The sequence below is a fragment of the Stenotrophomonas sp. GZD-301 genome (assembly GCF_049310345.1).
Classification (GTDB): domain Bacteria; phylum Pseudomonadota; class Gammaproteobacteria; order Xanthomonadales; family Xanthomonadaceae; genus Stenotrophomonas.
Genome location: NZ_JBMOWY010000036.1, coordinates 20,805 through 35,658 on the forward strand (window position 1 = coordinate 20,805; position 14,854 = coordinate 35,658).

13 protein-coding genes are annotated in these 14,854 nt (G+C 68.9%); 4 read left to right on the plus strand and 9 right to left on the minus strand.

What is annotated here, in order from left to right; all coding sequences use genetic code 11:
• Nucleotides 1-148 precede the first annotated feature (148 nt).
• Nucleotides 149-2,323 (plus strand): TonB-dependent siderophore receptor, encoded by a 2,175-nt coding sequence (locus ACO6VK_RS09670; protein ID WP_422506654.1) that lies wholly within the window; start codon nt 149-151, stop codon nt 2,321-2,323.
• On the opposite strand, the gene ACO6VK_RS09675 is transcribed toward ACO6VK_RS09670, so the two are convergent.
• Nucleotides 2,275-3,609, minus strand: a complete 1,335-nt coding sequence (locus tag ACO6VK_RS09675) for an MFS transporter (protein ID WP_422506655.1) — start codon at nt 3,607-3,609, stop codon at nt 2,275-2,277. The genes ACO6VK_RS09670 and ACO6VK_RS09675 overlap by 49 nt on opposite strands.
• 193 nt (nt 3,610-3,802) lie before the next feature.
• Here ACO6VK_RS09675 and ACO6VK_RS09680 point away from each other — a divergent pair, with 193 nt between their 5' ends.
• Nucleotides 3,803-4,213 carry a DUF4259 domain-containing protein gene (locus tag ACO6VK_RS09680; protein ID WP_422506656.1) on the plus strand — a complete coding sequence of 137 codons (411 nt, stop codon included), beginning with the start codon at nt 3,803-3,805 and terminating at the stop codon, nt 4,211-4,213.
• 49 nt (nt 4,214-4,262) lie between these two features.
• Here the strand turns inward: ACO6VK_RS09680 and ACO6VK_RS09685 are convergent, their stop codons facing one another.
• The 7 genes from ACO6VK_RS09685 to ACO6VK_RS09715 form a co-directional block, all read right to left on the minus strand.
• Nucleotides 4,263-4,940 carry a class I SAM-dependent methyltransferase gene (locus ACO6VK_RS09685; RefSeq protein WP_422506657.1) on the minus strand — a complete coding sequence of 226 codons (678 nt, stop codon included), beginning with the start codon at nt 4,938-4,940 and terminating at the stop codon, nt 4,263-4,265.
• 152 nt (nt 4,941-5,092) lie between these two features.
• On the minus strand, nt 5,093-5,866 hold the full coding sequence (locus ACO6VK_RS09690; RefSeq protein ID WP_422506658.1) for a DUF72 domain-containing protein: 774 nt from the start codon (nt 5,864-5,866) through the stop codon (nt 5,093-5,095).
• A gap of 11 nt (nt 5,867-5,877) precedes the next feature.
• On the minus strand, nt 5,878-6,312 hold the full coding sequence (locus ACO6VK_RS09695) for a pyridoxamine 5'-phosphate oxidase family protein (protein ID WP_422506659.1): 435 nt from the start codon (nt 6,310-6,312) through the stop codon (nt 5,878-5,880).
• An 83-nt stretch (nt 6,313-6,395) separates the two neighbouring features.
• On the minus strand, nt 6,396-7,775 hold the full coding sequence (locus ACO6VK_RS09700; protein WP_422506660.1) for a hypothetical protein: 1,380 nt from the start codon (nt 7,773-7,775) through the stop codon (nt 6,396-6,398).
• Nucleotides 7,776-7,841: 66 nt separating this feature from the next.
• A complete protein-coding gene (locus ACO6VK_RS09705) occupies nt 7,842-10,898 on the minus strand; it encodes a TonB-dependent receptor (protein WP_422506661.1) in 3,057 nt (1,018 codons plus the stop codon).
• A 130-nt stretch (nt 10,899-11,028) separates the two neighbouring features.
• Entirely contained in the window at nt 11,029-12,069 is a 1,041-nt protein-coding gene (locus ACO6VK_RS09710) for a FecR family protein (RefSeq protein ID WP_422506662.1), read from the minus strand.
• A complete protein-coding gene (locus ACO6VK_RS09715; protein WP_422506663.1) occupies nt 12,066-12,554 on the minus strand; it encodes an RNA polymerase sigma factor in 489 nt (162 codons plus the stop codon). The genes ACO6VK_RS09710 and ACO6VK_RS09715 overlap by 4 nt, the downstream gene beginning before the upstream one ends.
• Before the next feature lie 161 nt (nt 12,555-12,715).
• On the opposite strand from ACO6VK_RS09715, the gene ACO6VK_RS09720 reads away from it, so the two are divergent.
• A complete protein-coding gene (locus ACO6VK_RS09720; RefSeq protein ID WP_422506664.1) occupies nt 12,716-13,036 on the plus strand; it encodes a metalloregulator ArsR/SmtB family transcription factor in 321 nt (106 codons plus the stop codon).
• 10 nt (nt 13,037-13,046) lie between these two features.
• Entirely contained in the window at nt 13,047-14,459 is a 1,413-nt protein-coding gene (locus ACO6VK_RS09725; RefSeq protein WP_422506665.1) for a DUF2867 domain-containing protein, read from the plus strand.
• Nucleotides 14,460-14,463: 4 nt separating this feature from the next.
• Here the strand turns inward: ACO6VK_RS09725 and ACO6VK_RS09730 are convergent, their stop codons facing one another.
• Nucleotides 14,464-14,811: a hypothetical protein gene (locus ACO6VK_RS09730; protein WP_422506666.1), complete on the minus strand. Its 348-nt coding sequence runs from the start codon at nt 14,809-14,811 to the stop codon at nt 14,464-14,466.
• Nucleotides 14,812-14,854: the final 43 nt, after the last annotated feature.

The window sequence follows — 14,854 nt, forward strand, 5'->3', positions numbered from 1 at the left end:
CTGCCGTCTGCCCCGCTGAACGCTCCACGGCACCAGCGGCCGGCACCTTGCCGGCGCCCCCCCTCCAGAAGGACCTGTCGCCTGGCGCTGTCGCGCCGGGCCGCTGTGCTGCCGCCTCTTCTCCCGAGACCGATTCGAGACCCCCTGCATGTCCTTCCGTGACCGTCCGCTCCGCTCCCCCCGCCGTGCACCGCTGGGCCTGGCCCTGCTTGCCGCACTGTCGCTGACCCCGTCGCTGGCGCTGGCCGATGCCGCCACCGATGCCACCGGCAACGCCGACGCCAAGACTTTGGACAAGGTCCGCGTATTGGCCGGCAAGGCCACGCCGTCAAGCAGCACGCGCCTGGCCATCACGCTGCAGGAGACTCCGCAGTCGACCAGCGTGATCGGTCTGGAGCGCCTGCAGAGCGAGTCGCTGTACAGCATCAACGATGTGATGCGAAACATCACCGGCGTCAACGTGTCCTTCTACGACACCCAGCGCCCGCTGTACTACGCACGCGGCTTCACCATCACCGACTTCCAGGTCGATGGCCTGCCCACCTACAGCGGCTCCACCAACCAGGAATACGACACCGCCTTCTACGACCGCATCGAGGTCATCCGCGGCGCCAACGGCCTGCTCAGCGGCGCCGGCATTCCCTCGGCCACGGTCAACCTGCTGCGCAAGCGCCCCGGCCGCGAGTTCGATGCGTCCTTCGCGATCAGCGCCGGCAGCTGGGATTTCCGCCGCATGGAAGCTGACGTCAACGCGCCGCTGACCGCCGACGGCCGCTTCCGCAGCCGCGTGGTCGCCGCCTATCAGGACCGCGACTACTACTACGACCGCTACACCGAAGACAAAATGTCCGGGATGGCGGTGCTGGAAGGCGACCTCACCGACAGCACCACCGTCACCGTGGGTTACCAGCGCCAGGACAACAACCCGGTCGGCTCGACCTGGGGCACCGTGCCGTTCTTCAACAGCGATGGCAGCTTCGCGCACCTGCCGCGCGAAACCAACATGGCCCCGAAGTGGACGCGCTGGCAGCGCGAGACCAGCACCGCGTTCGCCAACCTGGAGCAGCACTTCGGCGAAAACTGGCTGCTGAAGGTCAATGCCGCACACACCGAAGGCAACGTGCAGAACGTGCGCGTGTACGGCAGCGGCTATCCCGATCCCACCACCGGCAGCGGTGTGACCCTGATGGCCGGTGCCGGCGATGCCGAGGACACCCGCAACGGCGTGGACGTGTTCCTGTCGGGCAGCGTTGCGCTGTTCGGCCGCGAGCACGACGTGGTGGTGGGCGGCAGCTGGTCGGACCTGGAATCGACCACCTGGACGCTGACCCCGGTCAACAGCTGGCGCTACGCCATCCCCAACCTGTACACCTGGGACGGCGACATTCCCGAGCTGACGGCCACCCGCACCGGCGCCCGTCGCGTGCAGCGCACCACGCAGAGCGGCGTGTACGCCTCCACCCGCCTGCGCCTGGCCGACCCGCTCTCGCTGATCGCCGGCGCGCGCCTGAGCCGCTGGGAAACCCTGACCCGCGCCTACAACACGCAGGGGGCGTATACCGCCACCAGCGGCCAGTACAAGGTCACCGACGAGGTCACGCCGTATGTGGGCCTGGTATACGAGATCCTGCCGGAACTGTCGGTGTACGCCAGCTACACCGAGATCTTCAATCCGCAGAACTTCAAGGACAGGAACGAGAACCTGCTCGCGCCGGTGCAGGGCTCCAACCTGGAAGCGGGCATCAAATCGCAGTGGCTGGATGGCCGCCTGACCGCCAACGCGGCGATCTTCGAGGCCAAGCAGGACAACTACGCGGTGCGCGACATGACCCAGCCGGACGGATCGCTGAGCGATGGCAGCTCGGCCTACGTGGGCGTGAACGGCACCAAGTCGCGCGGCTGGGAAGTGGACGTCAACGGCCAGATCCTGCCGGGCTGGACGGTCAATGCCGGCTACACCCATGTCAAGGTGACCCGTGCGACCACCGACCTGATCTACGCCAACCTGCCCGAAGACTTCCTGCAGCTCAACACCACCGTGCAGTTGTCCGGCGCACTGGAGCGGCTGAGCCTGGGCGGCGGGTTCTCGTGGCAGAGCAAGGTCCGCGGCTACAACATCCCGTACCCGCTGGGCGGCACCGTCACCATCAACCAGCCGGCGTACATGCTGGTCAACCTCAACGCCAACTACCGCATCAGCGACAACTGGATGGCCACCCTCAGCGTGCGCAACGCGCTGGACAAGACCTACTGGGCCAACCTGGACTACAACAACTACGGTGAGCCGCGCTTCGTCTCGGCCAGCCTGCGCTGGAAGTTCTGAGGGCGCGTCTCGCGCAGCGTCCACATCACCGGCAGCACCAGTACGGCCACCAGCGCGATCATCGCGCCCGGCGCAGCGGACCACCCGCTGTGCCGGACCAGCAGTTCGGCAACCAGCGGCGTGGCGCCGCCGAAGAACGCCGTCGCCATCGTCACCCCGAGTGCCAGCCCGCTGAGCCGGCCTTCGCCGGGAAACTGTTCCGCGGTCGCCGGTGCGGCGACCGCACTGACGCCACCGGCCAGGCAGGCCAGCACCACGGCGGCAACACCGATCTGCACGGTGCTGCCCGCCGCCATCACCGCGAACATGCCCAACGGCAGCAGCGCCGACAGCAGCGCCAGCGCGATCAGCACCGGGCGCCGTCCGATCCGGTCCGACAGCGCACCGGCCAGCGGCGTCACCGCGATCACGGCCACCGCCGCGACCGTGGACAGCCACAGTGCCGTCGATTCCCCCACGTTGCCCACCGAGCCGAGGAACGCCGGCACGTAGGTGATGCCGACGTAGTAGGTGATCGAACCGAGCGCGGAGATCGCGAACGTGCGCGCCACCGCGCCGCGATGGTGGCGCCAGGTATCGCGGATGGGTGACACCGGCACGGTGCCGGCGGCCTGTTGCCGTTCGAACTCCGGCGATTCCTGCATCCTCGAGCGTGCCAGCAGGATCGCACCGGCGAGGGCGGCCCCGACGAAGAACGGAATGCGCCAGCCCCATGCATCCAGCTGCGCCGTGCTCAACAGCGCGACGGTCAACGCCGACAGGCCCACCGCCAGCAGCGCGCCCACTTCACTGGCGGCCGACGCCAGCGAGGTGATCAAGCCGCGCCGCCGCGGCGGTGCGGATTCCAGCAGGTAGGCAACCACGCCGGTGTACTCACCGCCCACCGAGAACGCCATCAGGCAGCGCAGCAGCAGCAACAGCACGCCGGCCGTGGTGCCCAGCGTGGCAAACGTGGGCAGCAGCGCGGTGGCCAGCATGGCCACGGTCATCAGCAGCATCGACGCCAGCATCATCACGCGCCGCCCGAACCGGTCGCCGAGATGGCCAAAGCACAATGCCCCCAGCGGGCGCATCAGGTAGGACACGGCAAAGCCGGCCAGGGTGGCCAGCAGCGCATGCTCGCCGCCGCCGAAGAACACCCGCGACACCACCGTGGCCAGATACAGATACAGCGTGAAGTCGTACCACTCCACGACCGTGGACAGGCCGGCGATCACCATCGAGCGGGTGCGGCCGGCAGGCGCTGCGGCGGGTGCGCCCACCACGATCGGTTCGGCATCAGGCATGTGATGGGGCTTCACGGCGGGGGTCATGGCTGGCGAGCCTACGGTATCGGGCCTGCACGCCGTGTCGAGGTCGCACGCTTCCCTTCCGTGCGGTGCGGATGCGACCATTCCCGCAGGTCGCCCTCACGGGCACGGAGGTACCACGGGATCAACCGATCCCCACAACGGGCACACGCCCAACAGGAGCAGAGACATGGGTGCATGGGCCGCCGATTCCTTCGGCAACGACGACGCCGCCGACTGGGTGTGCGATCTGGACGATCACAGCGACCTCGCCCTGGTTCGCGAAGCGCTCGCCGACGTGCTCGGTGCCGAGGACTACGTGGAGGCGCCGGAGGCGTCCAAAGCGCTGGCCGCGATCGAGATCATCGCCGCCGGGCTCGGCCGCCCCACGGCGGCGTTCACGGCCGACGAGGATGCCGTGGCCTGGGTTGCCAAGGTCAAACCGGACATCGATGCCGCGCTGGTCAAGGACGCACTGAAGGCAATCGAACGCATCCTCGCCGATGACTCGGAGCTGCGCGAACTGTGGGAAGAGAGCGACAGCGCCGAGGAATGGCTGCAGGAAGTGGCTACCTTGCGCGCGGCGCTGCAGCCTGCCTGATGCGCGATGCAGGCGGCGGCGCGTCGTCCGCGACGTGCCGCCGCCCGGTTCAGACCGCCGCCACCACGTTGCCGGCGTGGCGGGTATAGCGCAGCAGCCGCCCACGACCGGGGGCATTGCCCTCGTCGTCGAACAGGCCGTATTCCTCGCTGGCTGCATAGCCCTGCAACGCCATCGCGCGCGAGAAGCCGCCGACATTGCCGCGCCCGGGGTCGGTCAGCAGCAGCTCGGCATCCGGCTGTGCATGGCGTTCCATCATCGCGGCGATCTGCACGCCGTGGCCGCGTTCGTACAGCACATCGCTGCCGATGATCAGGTCGAAGCGGCCCAGTGTCGCATCCGGCAGTTCCCACGGCAGATCGCGGTAGTGGATCGCCGGAAGATCGTTGAGGCCGGCGTTGTAGGCCAGGAACGACTCGGCCAGCGGATGATGATCACTGGCGACCACGTTGGCTCCCCGGTGCGCCAGCACCAGGCTGGACAGCCCAAGGCCGCAGCCCAGTTCAAGGATGCGCTTGCCGGCGACGTCGAAGCGGCTCATCGTCTCGGCCAGCACGCGCCCGGCCGGCCAGACCTGGCCGAACAGGCTCCACAGCGAGGAGTGGATGCCCGCACGCCTGGCGCGACCGGTGGGATCGGCGAACTGCTGCAGATCGCTGAGCGCGCGGATGCGGAAGTCGTGGCCACCGACCGGAATGGTGAGAATGCGGGTGGTATAGCCCGGCATGTGCGCTCCGTAGGGGTACGGTGAATACCGCCTCCACAGGGGACGCGGCACTCAGGAAGTGGAGCGAAGCGGGCGGTCGGGAAACGGACCGCGCAGGACGCGCGTAACGGCGTGGGACCACCGCATCGTACAGCAGCGGCACAGGCCACCCTTCACCCCTGGCGCGCGGCGCGGTCTGTCGGGTCGGCCAGCAGCGCCTGCAGCCGGGCCGCATTGGGCACGGCGAACCCCTGCGCGGTGTTGTCGAAGATGACCCATGCCGGTGCGTTGACCGTCGCGTGGCGCTGCACCTCGGCGGCCAACGCGGCCAGCGCGGTCTCGGCATAGTCGCTGTAGTACATGCGCGGCGAACCGTGCCAGCGCCAGTAGGCAGGCGCGGCCGCGCCGCCGGGCACCGCCGCCGCCGGCAGGCGAGCAGGATCCACCGCCGCGCGCGCCACCCCGTGGCGCTGCAGCAGCGCCTCGACGCGGGGATCGAACCAGCTGGCATGGCGAGGCTCGCAGACCACCGCCACGGTCGTCCGTCGCCGCAGCGCGCCCAGGAAGGCTGCTACGCGGCGCCCATCGAACGCAAGCGATGGTGGCAACTGCAGCAGCAGCGCGCCCAGGGTGCTGCCCAGGCCCGCCACCTCGTCGAGGAAGCCGTCCAGCAACGGACCCGCGCCAACCAGACCGGTGTCATGCGAAAGGGTGCGCGGCACCTTCACCGAGAAGCGGAAGTGCGCCGGCACCGTGGCTGCCCAGCGCTCGTATGTACGGCGCTGATGGGAGCGGTAGAACGACGAGTTGATCTCCACCACACTGAACCGCGTGGCGTATCGCGCAAGCAGGCTGTCGCCCTCCCCGAACAGGGCCGCGCAGCCGGTCGGGATGGACCAGCCGGCACACCCGACCCGGACCCTCGGCACCGGCGACTGGCGGGGCATCGGCGCCGGCCTCAGCGCAGGATCTCGCCCTCGTCCTCACCGTCCCAATAGTGGATGCGCGTGGCGGCGACATGGATCAGCAGCAGGCCGGGCGTATCCACGCCCTGCTCGAACCAGTGCTCCAGGTCCTTCACCCAGTGCTGCTGCATCGTCGCTTTGTCGCGCACCAGCGCCGCCCTGCCCTGCACCGCCACGAACAGCGGCGGCTTGCCGAGCAGCGACTTCTTCCCGGTGAAACTCAGCGCCACCTTGGGGTTCTGCTGGATCTGGCGCACCGCGTCGGTGTTTTCCAGCGAGAAGAACCAGCTGTCGCCGTCGTAATCGACATCGCCGTTGTTGCTCATCGGACGGCCGGCGATGTCACCGCTGTCGGTATGGGTCTGCAGCAGCGTGAAGTCGATATCGGCCATCTTCTTGGCCAGGTCATGCAGGGTCAGGGTGGTCATGGCGGTTCCACACGGGGATGAAGGGACAGCGTCCGTGCCGGCCGGTGACCATGCCGTGCAGGGATGCTGCCTTGCCCTTCACATCACCGGGTCTGCAGGAACACCGGGTTGGAGTAGAACCACAGGTCCTGCCACGGGTCCTCGCCCTGGGTGTCGGCCAGCGGTGTCGGTTCGGCCGTGCTGCTGCCCCGGGCGCGCACGAAGCCGCCGGTGGGCGGTGCGGCAAGCTCCCAGGAGGCACTGACCCAGGTGCCGTCGCGCTGCCAGTCGGCGGCCGTGAAGCGCCGCGTGTGCATGCGCGGCGCGCCGTGCCCGTCCGCGCTGCCCACGATCAGTTCCAGCTGCCGCAGCACCGGGTGCTGGCCGGCAGCGTTCGGCGTCGCCGGCTGGCGGACGCGCAGCTGTACCCGCATCCGCGCGTCCGGGGCCAGGCGCAGCGTTCCGCCCATGCGCGCCGGTGCTGCACTGCCGTCGACAGGCTGCACGGTCAGCTCGAGCGCGTCGATGAGATCGCCGGTCGCCACGAACATGTGTCCGCCGCGCAGGCCGTCGAGGATGTCCCCGGCCTCCGGCCGCGCCCAGACGTAGGTTTTGCTGTACTCGCCCGGGTCGAAGTCGCTGCCGCCATCACGCACGTTGACGTGCGAATCCGAGCTGGCCGTGATCCAGAAGCGCGTTCCCTCGGCCAGCAGCTGGTCCCACACACCGCCCACCTGCGCGGTCATCTGGTCGAAGCCGCCAAAGGTGGGCGCTGCGGCGTTGCGGTACAGCCCGCGTTCGCTGCGGGTGGCCTGGTGCCCGGGCGCGCCTTCCATGCCCACCAGCACCTGCGGCGCGGCCGCATGCCAGGCGCGCAGCTCGGCCGGTTCCACCTCGCCCCACGCGCCCACGCCCGTCGCGGTGCGCGAGGGATGGTTGATCAACAGCACCGGCAGCGGCGACAGTCCGCGCATGTGCGCCAACGCGTCGAGCATGTGCTGGTGGGTATCGCGGCTACCCTCCTGCAGCGGCTCGCCCCGGCTGAAATCGCGCTCGATCGCGACCAGCTGATCGCGCTCCTGCGCGCCCGGCGCGATGATCAGCGAGGCGTGCTCACCGGCCGGCACGTCGAACTCCATGCCGTTGAACTGGATCACGTCGGGCACATCGGCCCGGGCCTGCAGCAGCGCAGGATAGGCGTGGTCGCGGGTCACCGCCGAATGGCCGGGGCCACCGTGGTCGGTGTGTACCATCCAGCGCAGCCCGAAGGCGCGGGCCTGCGCCGCGTTGCGGCTGCGGGTATAGGCGGAGTCGCCGCCGCGGATCGGCGTCGGCGGCGTGGTGCTGCGGTCCCAGTCCACGCTCCACTCGCTGTGTACGTGGTGATCGCCGGCCAGCCATTGCCGGCCCGTGTCGTCGGGGGTCTGGGCAGCTGCCGCCGTGCCGACAGCCATCAGGGCTGCCAGCAGAAGAAGGTCATGCATGTCGGTGTTTCCTGTGACGGTGTGCAGGCCTGACGCCATCGACGCCAGGCCTGCCGCTGCGGTCGGTCAGAAGTCGGCGCGCAGGCCGAGGCTGATGCGGCGGCCCGAGGCCTCGTACATCGTCGGGAACGACGGGTCCATCGTGTAGCCGCTGGTGATCTCGTTGGTCAGGTTGATGCCCTTCAGACTCACCGTGAGGTTGTCGGTGATCCGGTAGCCGATCGACACATCCAGCTGGCCATACGCATCGCGCCAGATCGGGTACATGCCATAGCCGATCGATTCCACGTATGCGCTCTTGTGGTTGTACGACACCCGCGCGTCGAAGCGTTCCTTCTCGTAGTACGCCGTCAGGTTCCAGGTCTTCTCCGACAGGCCCGGCATCGGCGTGCGGATGCCCAGATCCGATTCACCGGCCAGCGAGCTGTCCAGCATCGTGTAGTTGGCGTTGACGCCGAAGCCTTCCAGCACCGGGTGGAACATGCCCAGCGGCAGCTGTGCCACCAGCTCCACGCCGTCCACCTGATAGGCGCCCTTGGCATTGACCGGCTGGTACACGTCGAAGTCGTAGATGCCGTTGAGGCTGCCGTTGGCGTTGTACACCGCCACATCCTTCACCACGCCGGTGAGCGAGTTGATCACCACCCCGTCGATGTTCTTGCGGAAGTAGGAGGTCGCCAGCAGTGCGCCGTTGTCGAAGTACTTTTCCAGCCCTACTTCCCACTGCTTGGCGTAGGTCGGCTTCAGGTCCGGGTTGCCGTCGGTGAAGCGGAACGAGCTCCAACTCGCCGTGCGCTTGTAGGCGATGTCGGTCAATGCCGGGCGCATCATGGTCTTCGACGCGGCGGCACGCAGCAGCAGGCCATGCGCCAGTTCAGCGGTCATGTTGAAGCTGGGCAGCAGGTCGTTGTAGCTGCCGTCCCGGGACACCGGCGTATCGGTGTAGCCGGTGCTGCCGTCGGCTTTCTGGATGGGGTGGAAACCGAACGAGGTCACCGCGGTGTCCACGTAGCGCACGCCCGCGTTGGCGGTGATCGGCACGGTGCCGATGTCGAAGGCGAAGTCGGTCATGGCGTACAGGCTGGTGACCTTCTCATCCACCTGGTAATACTGGCCCGGGTCGAACGGGGTATGGAAGCCGTCGTAGCGGAACGCGTCGCGCGCGTAGGCGTTGGACACCTGCTGCCAGTCCAGGTCCTTGATGGTGTAGCGGCCGCCGGGGACGATGTCGCTGATCCACTGCAGCGGGCTGTCGGCCAGGGTGCGCTTGTTGACCCAGCTGCTGTCGCCCGCCTTGGGCCCGGTGATCTTCAGCTCGCCATACTGGCGCTGCTTGGACTTGTCGGTATAGCGGGCGCCGACGCTAACCCGGCGCAGGGCCGGCAGGAAGGCCAGCTCCAGCTGGCGGCTGAGGTTGACCTGCGCGGCGTACTTGTCGTCCTTCACCTTCTCCAGCGTTGTCTCATACGCCTCGAACAGGTACTTGTCCGGCGAGTTGTACATGTCAAAGCCGTTGGACGCCGCACTCGGCACCGTCTCGCCGCTGCGCCCGGTCCAGCGCGTGCGCGACGGCGCGTAGGCCACATGCTTGAGGTTGGAGAAGTCCGAGGTCTTCTCCGCGCCGGAGTAGCCGGCCATCGCGTCGATGCTCCAGTCCTCGCCCTTCCAGTCCAACGCCACGCTGTACTGGCTGTAGTCGGTCTTGTTGATGCGTTCCTTGCTCAGCATCTCGTGCTGGGTGGCGGTGTAGGAAACGTCGCGCAGCACCACCATCCCGTACTCGGCCAGTGTGGTGGCGTCGTACTCATGGATGGTGTCCAGGGTGCTGCGGCTGGACGCCGAATAGGCTGCCGCGTCGTACTCGTCCTCGGTGGCGTCGTAGCCGCCGAGCATGGCGTCGAAGGTGAGGCTGAAGGTGCTGCTCGGCTTGTACTGCAGCGAGGCGGTAGCGCCCCACTTGTCCTGTTCGTTGAGGTAGACGCGGTCGCCGACCTTGTCCTGGAACACGATCAGGTTGGTCTCGCCGGTATCGTTGCGGTTGGCCACGTTCACCCCCGCGTCGCGTGCAAGCACGGCGGCAGCTTGGGTGCCGCGGGTGCCGGAGGCGCCGAGAAACCGCGACATCGGGCGGAAGTTGATGCCGGAGGTGGCATCGGTGCGGTTGGTGCGCTTTGCCTTGGAGAACGACACCAGGCCGCCCCAGTCGCCCCAGGTATCGGCGGCGAGGAATGCGAAGCGCGGGTCCACTTCCTCGGAGATGCTGTTGTGCGCACCTTCGGCGGACACCACCAGCTTGCGGTCCTTGTAGTCGAACGGCCGCGCCGTGGAGATCTTCACCGAGCCGGCGATGCCGCCCTCTTCATCCGCAGCCGTCGGCGACTTCTGCACGGTCACCTGCTGGAGGATCTCCGAGGCGAACATGTCGAACTCCACGTCACGGCCACCGCTGCCGGACGCGGTGGCCAGGTCGTTGATCGACACCAGCGTGTAGTCCGACGGCAGGCCGCGGACATTGACCTTGGTGCCCAGGCCCTTGCTGCGTTCGATGGTCACACCGGGCACACGCTGCAGTGCTTCGGCGAGGTTCTGCTCGGGAAAGTCGGCCACGTCGGTGGCCACGATCGAATCGGAGAAACCGATGTTGGTGCGCTTGAGGTCCACCGCCTGTTCCAGACTGCGGCTGTAGCTGCCGGTGACCTGGACGGTATCGAGGCTCTGCGCACCGATGCCCTCGGCAGCCGCGGCCATCGGCGCGGCATGGGGCGCTGTCGCGCCGTCGGGCATCGCGGCAGGCAGCGACGATACCGGCACGCCGGCAGCATCGGCCTCGATGGTCACGGTGGTGGCGTTGAGATAGCGGAAGCGCAGCCCGGTGCCGGCCAGCAGGCGCGTCAGCGCCGCCTCGGCGGACAGTCCGGCCTGCACCGCCGGCGTGCGTGGGTTGCCCGCGGCCTGCGCGTCGTACACGAACTGCAGCCCGGTCTGGCGCGACAGCGCGTTGAGCGCGCTGTCCAGCGGCTGCGGTGCGATCGCTTCGCTGGCCACGCGGCTGGGCGGCGCGGCAACGGCGTGGGCACCCACCTGCAAGGCAAGGGCGATGGAGAGGAACAGAGTTCGGCGCATCGTGGAGTCCAGTGAGGGAATCGGGTGGGCAGGACGCAACTGCGTGCCTGCATGCCTGGACTACGACGGTGCACAGCGACAGTCGGGCACCGGTATTTCGATGAATTTTTTTTGACAGCGATGCAGCGGCTTACCGCACCGTTGCCGCACTGCCCTGCACATGCAGGGCAGTGCCGACTACATGCGTGCGCAGCGTGGGCTGCTGGTCGAGGAATGCACGCAGCGACGCCACGTCGTCGGCCCGCAGGTTGCCGGTCAGGCGCAGCGCACCGGCATCGTCGGCCACCTGCAGCTGCATGCGGTTGATCCGGTTGAAGCGGTCCGCCACCTCGCGGAGCGGTTCGTCGCGGAACACGATGCGGCCCTGCCACCATGCCGTCATGCTGGCGGCATCCTCGCGGCTGACCTGCACGCGCTGGTCGCGGTAGTCCACGCGTGCCGCCTGGCCGGCCGCAAGGTCGGCCAGCAGGCGGCCGCTGTCACCGCGCACCTGCACGCGTCCTTCGCTGACGCCGATGCGGGCCTGCTCGCGCTGCAGCGAGACATCGAAGGTGGTGCCGATATCGGTCACCTGCAGCCCCGCGGCATGCACCACCAACGGTCGACGGTCGGCGGCGACTTCAATGCTGGCCTGCCCGCGCAGCAGTTCCAGCCGGCGCCCGAGCAGCGTGTAACGCACCGCCACCTCGCTCTCTGCGTTGAGGTGCAGCACGGTCTGGTCGGGCAGCGTGATCCGACGCGGCATGCCGTGCCCCGCCACGTGATGCGCGCTGGTGGGAAGCGCCAGTGGCAGCGCCAGGCCAACGCCCAGCAGCAGGGCGGCCGCCACCGCCATGACGCGCACGCGACGGCGCTGCGGCGCCGCGCGGGCGGTAGCCGGGGCCACGCGACGCGGCGCCACCGGCAGCGCCACCACGTTGTCTGCAACCGACGCCGCCGGCGGCGCGGCAATCAGCGCATCCAGGTCGATCGGCATCGCGCGCAGCGCCTCGCCCAGCGCGCCCGCAACGCGGCTGATCGCCAGGTACTCGCGCAGGTGCGCAGGCGATGCCAGCACCCACTGCATGAAGGCGCGCTGCTGGGCAGCGCTCAGCTCGCCCTGGCGCTGCAACGCATGCCAGTGCGCAGCGGCGCGGGTAAGCGCGCCGGGATCGGGTACGGCGTCGCTCACCAGACCTCCGCGCGGTCAACCAGCGCCCGCCGGCACACCGCCAGGCCGCGTACCACGTGCTTCTTGACCATGTGCGGGGAGACCCCAAGCCGCTCGGCGATCTGCTTGTAGCTCAATCCATCGCGGTACTGCATCACCAGCACCGCGCGGGTGTGTTCGGGCAATGTGGCCAGCAGGCGCTGCAGGTGCTGGCTGCGCTGATCGCGCTCGGCGGCCTCTTCCACACTCTCCTCCTCCGCAAGCCCCTGGCTGAGCTGCTCCAGCTCTTCGATGGGCAGTGTCGACCAGCGCCGGCGCGCCGCCTGCTCGCGGGCCAGATTCAACGCCACGGTGAACAGATAGGCTTCCGGATTGGCGATCGCGCCCGGCCCTTCGTGCGCGCGCAGCAGGCGCAGATAGGTCTCCTGCACCAGGTCCTCGGCATCCTGCCGCGCGCCCCGGCGGGTAAAGAAGCCACGCAGCAATGGCGCATGCTCGACGAACATGCGTGCCAGTCGCCCCCTTGCCTGCTCGGCCACGTGCCGCCCCCGCCCCCTGAAGTGCGGCGCAAGGTAAGCGCTGCAGATGACCGTGTGGTGACGATGCGTGCTTGACAACGGCGCCGGCGCGGAACACCATCAGTTAACGAATTAGTTAACTACCCATCATGGACCGCGTCTTCGAAGCCCTCGCCTCCACCGCCCGCCGGCAGATCCTGGCCTACCTCAATGGCGGCGAACTGAGCGCAGGCGAACTGGGCGAGCGCTTCGATTTCAGCAAGCCGGCCCTGTCCAGCCACCTGCGCATCCTGGAAGACGCCGGGCTGATCGAGCGCGAGAAGCGCGGCCAGTTCGTGTATTTCCGCCAGGTGCCCGACCGCCTGACCAACACCCTGTTCGCCTGGGCCGCCGAAGTGTGCCCCGTCGGCGGCCCGCTGCAGCGGGAGAGCCGCGCCCGCGCACGGCGCAAGACCACCACCACCGGATAAGGAGACCGGCATGCTGGACGTGACCCTTCGCAGTCGTTCGTTTCCCAGCATCCACCTGCCCTCCTTCGGGGATGGCAGCCCCGTCGAAGTCACCTTGATCACCCAGCTCGGCATCGGCGCCGGCGACCAGGCGGTGCGCGACGCGGGCGCGCGGCAGGCAGCGCATCCGCACTTCGTCGACGCGCTCGACGAGCCGTCCACCCGTCTTGGCGGCATGCACCTGGCACACGGCGATGCGTCGTCGCTGTACGCCTTCGCGGTGGGCCCGCAGGGTCACCCCTTCCACCGCCACGCCGGGCCACGCATGTTCACCGCGATCTCCGGCAGCGGCGGCGCGCAGCTGCGCTTCTCGACCGCATCGGACGCGCAGCTGGACCACGACCCGGCGGCGTTCGTGCAGGCATTGCGCTGCGTGGACATTCCGCCGGACTGCCTGTTCACCGTGCGCTTCGGCAGCGCCACCTGGCACCAGTTCGTCAGCCGGAGAACGCGGCACCCGGCACTGTTCGCTCTGTCCTGCCACCCCGACGATCGCACCGGCGCCCTTTCCGACGCGCAGCGCGCGCGCGTGGCCGACGGCAGCGCCGACCTTCCGACCCTCACCGACACGCTGCCGCCGACGCTGCTGCGCCGGCTCGACGAACTCGATATGGACAGCGTGCCGCGTGTGACGCTGTCGCTGCAGCATCCGTCGCGCACGTGGCTGGCGCGGTTGTGCGCGGTCACCCGCGATGCGGTCGGCAGGCTGCGTGCGCGGCTGCAGCGGCTGCGCACGGTGCGCGGTTACGTCAGCCGCCCGGCCGCTCCGATGGTGGTGACGCGCCATCCGGCGCCGCCGCCGGACTCCCTGCTGCAGCAGGCATTCCCGGACGGCTGCCACCATCAGGATCATGCGTTCCTCACCCTGCCCCCGCGCGCGTTCGGTACGCCCTCCGCACGCCGCCTGCTGGAGGCGGTGCTCGACGGATTCGTGCGCAATCCCCCGGCGTCGGTAGGCCGCCTGATGGCCCTGCGCAACGTGCTGGTGGCGCCGTTGCGGTTGCGCACCTCGCCGCTCGGTTGCCCGGTGTCCTCACTGCTCTCGGACGACCGCCGCGAACTGTTTGCCGGCCGCTTCCCGGTGCTGGCCCAGGACGTGGCGGCCGACGACCGCCGCGCCGAGGTCATGCTCGGTGCCGATGACCGCCATCTGCAGTTCCGTTCCTGCGTGAGCGTGCAGTACCTGGAAGACGGCAGCGCGCGGATCTCGCTCGGCACACGGGTGCGTACCCTGAACCGGTTCGGCCGTATCTACATGCTGCTGATCGACCGCGTGCACCGCCGCTACGTCGGCCCCACCCTGCTGCGCATGGCGGTCGCGCATGCGCTGGCACCGGAGTTGACCGCGGCCACACGCAACGGCGCGGTGCCGCAGTCGGCCTAGCGGCTCAGTCGCCCCCGCCGCCGCCGTCGCAGCCACCCCCACCATCGCCGCCACCGCCGCTGTCACAGCCCCCACTCCATCCGCTGCCACCGCCATCACTGCTGGTGTAGGAATAGGGATAGGCACCATCCGGCGGGTCCTGCGTGGGGCTGCCACTGCTGCGCGAGGGCTGGCCTGGCGTGCGGTCCATGAAGGTGATCATGATGGCCAGCAGCGCACCGAACACCGGCAGCAACCAGACGATGCCCACCATGCCCACGCGGCGGCGCGTCGCCCCTTTCAGCCGGCGCCATGCGTAGAGCGACACGACCAGATTGAACACCGCCAGCCCGATGGCAACCTGACTCAACATGCAGTGGACCTCCGCCACGCGGCACCTCGCCGCCGGATGGGAC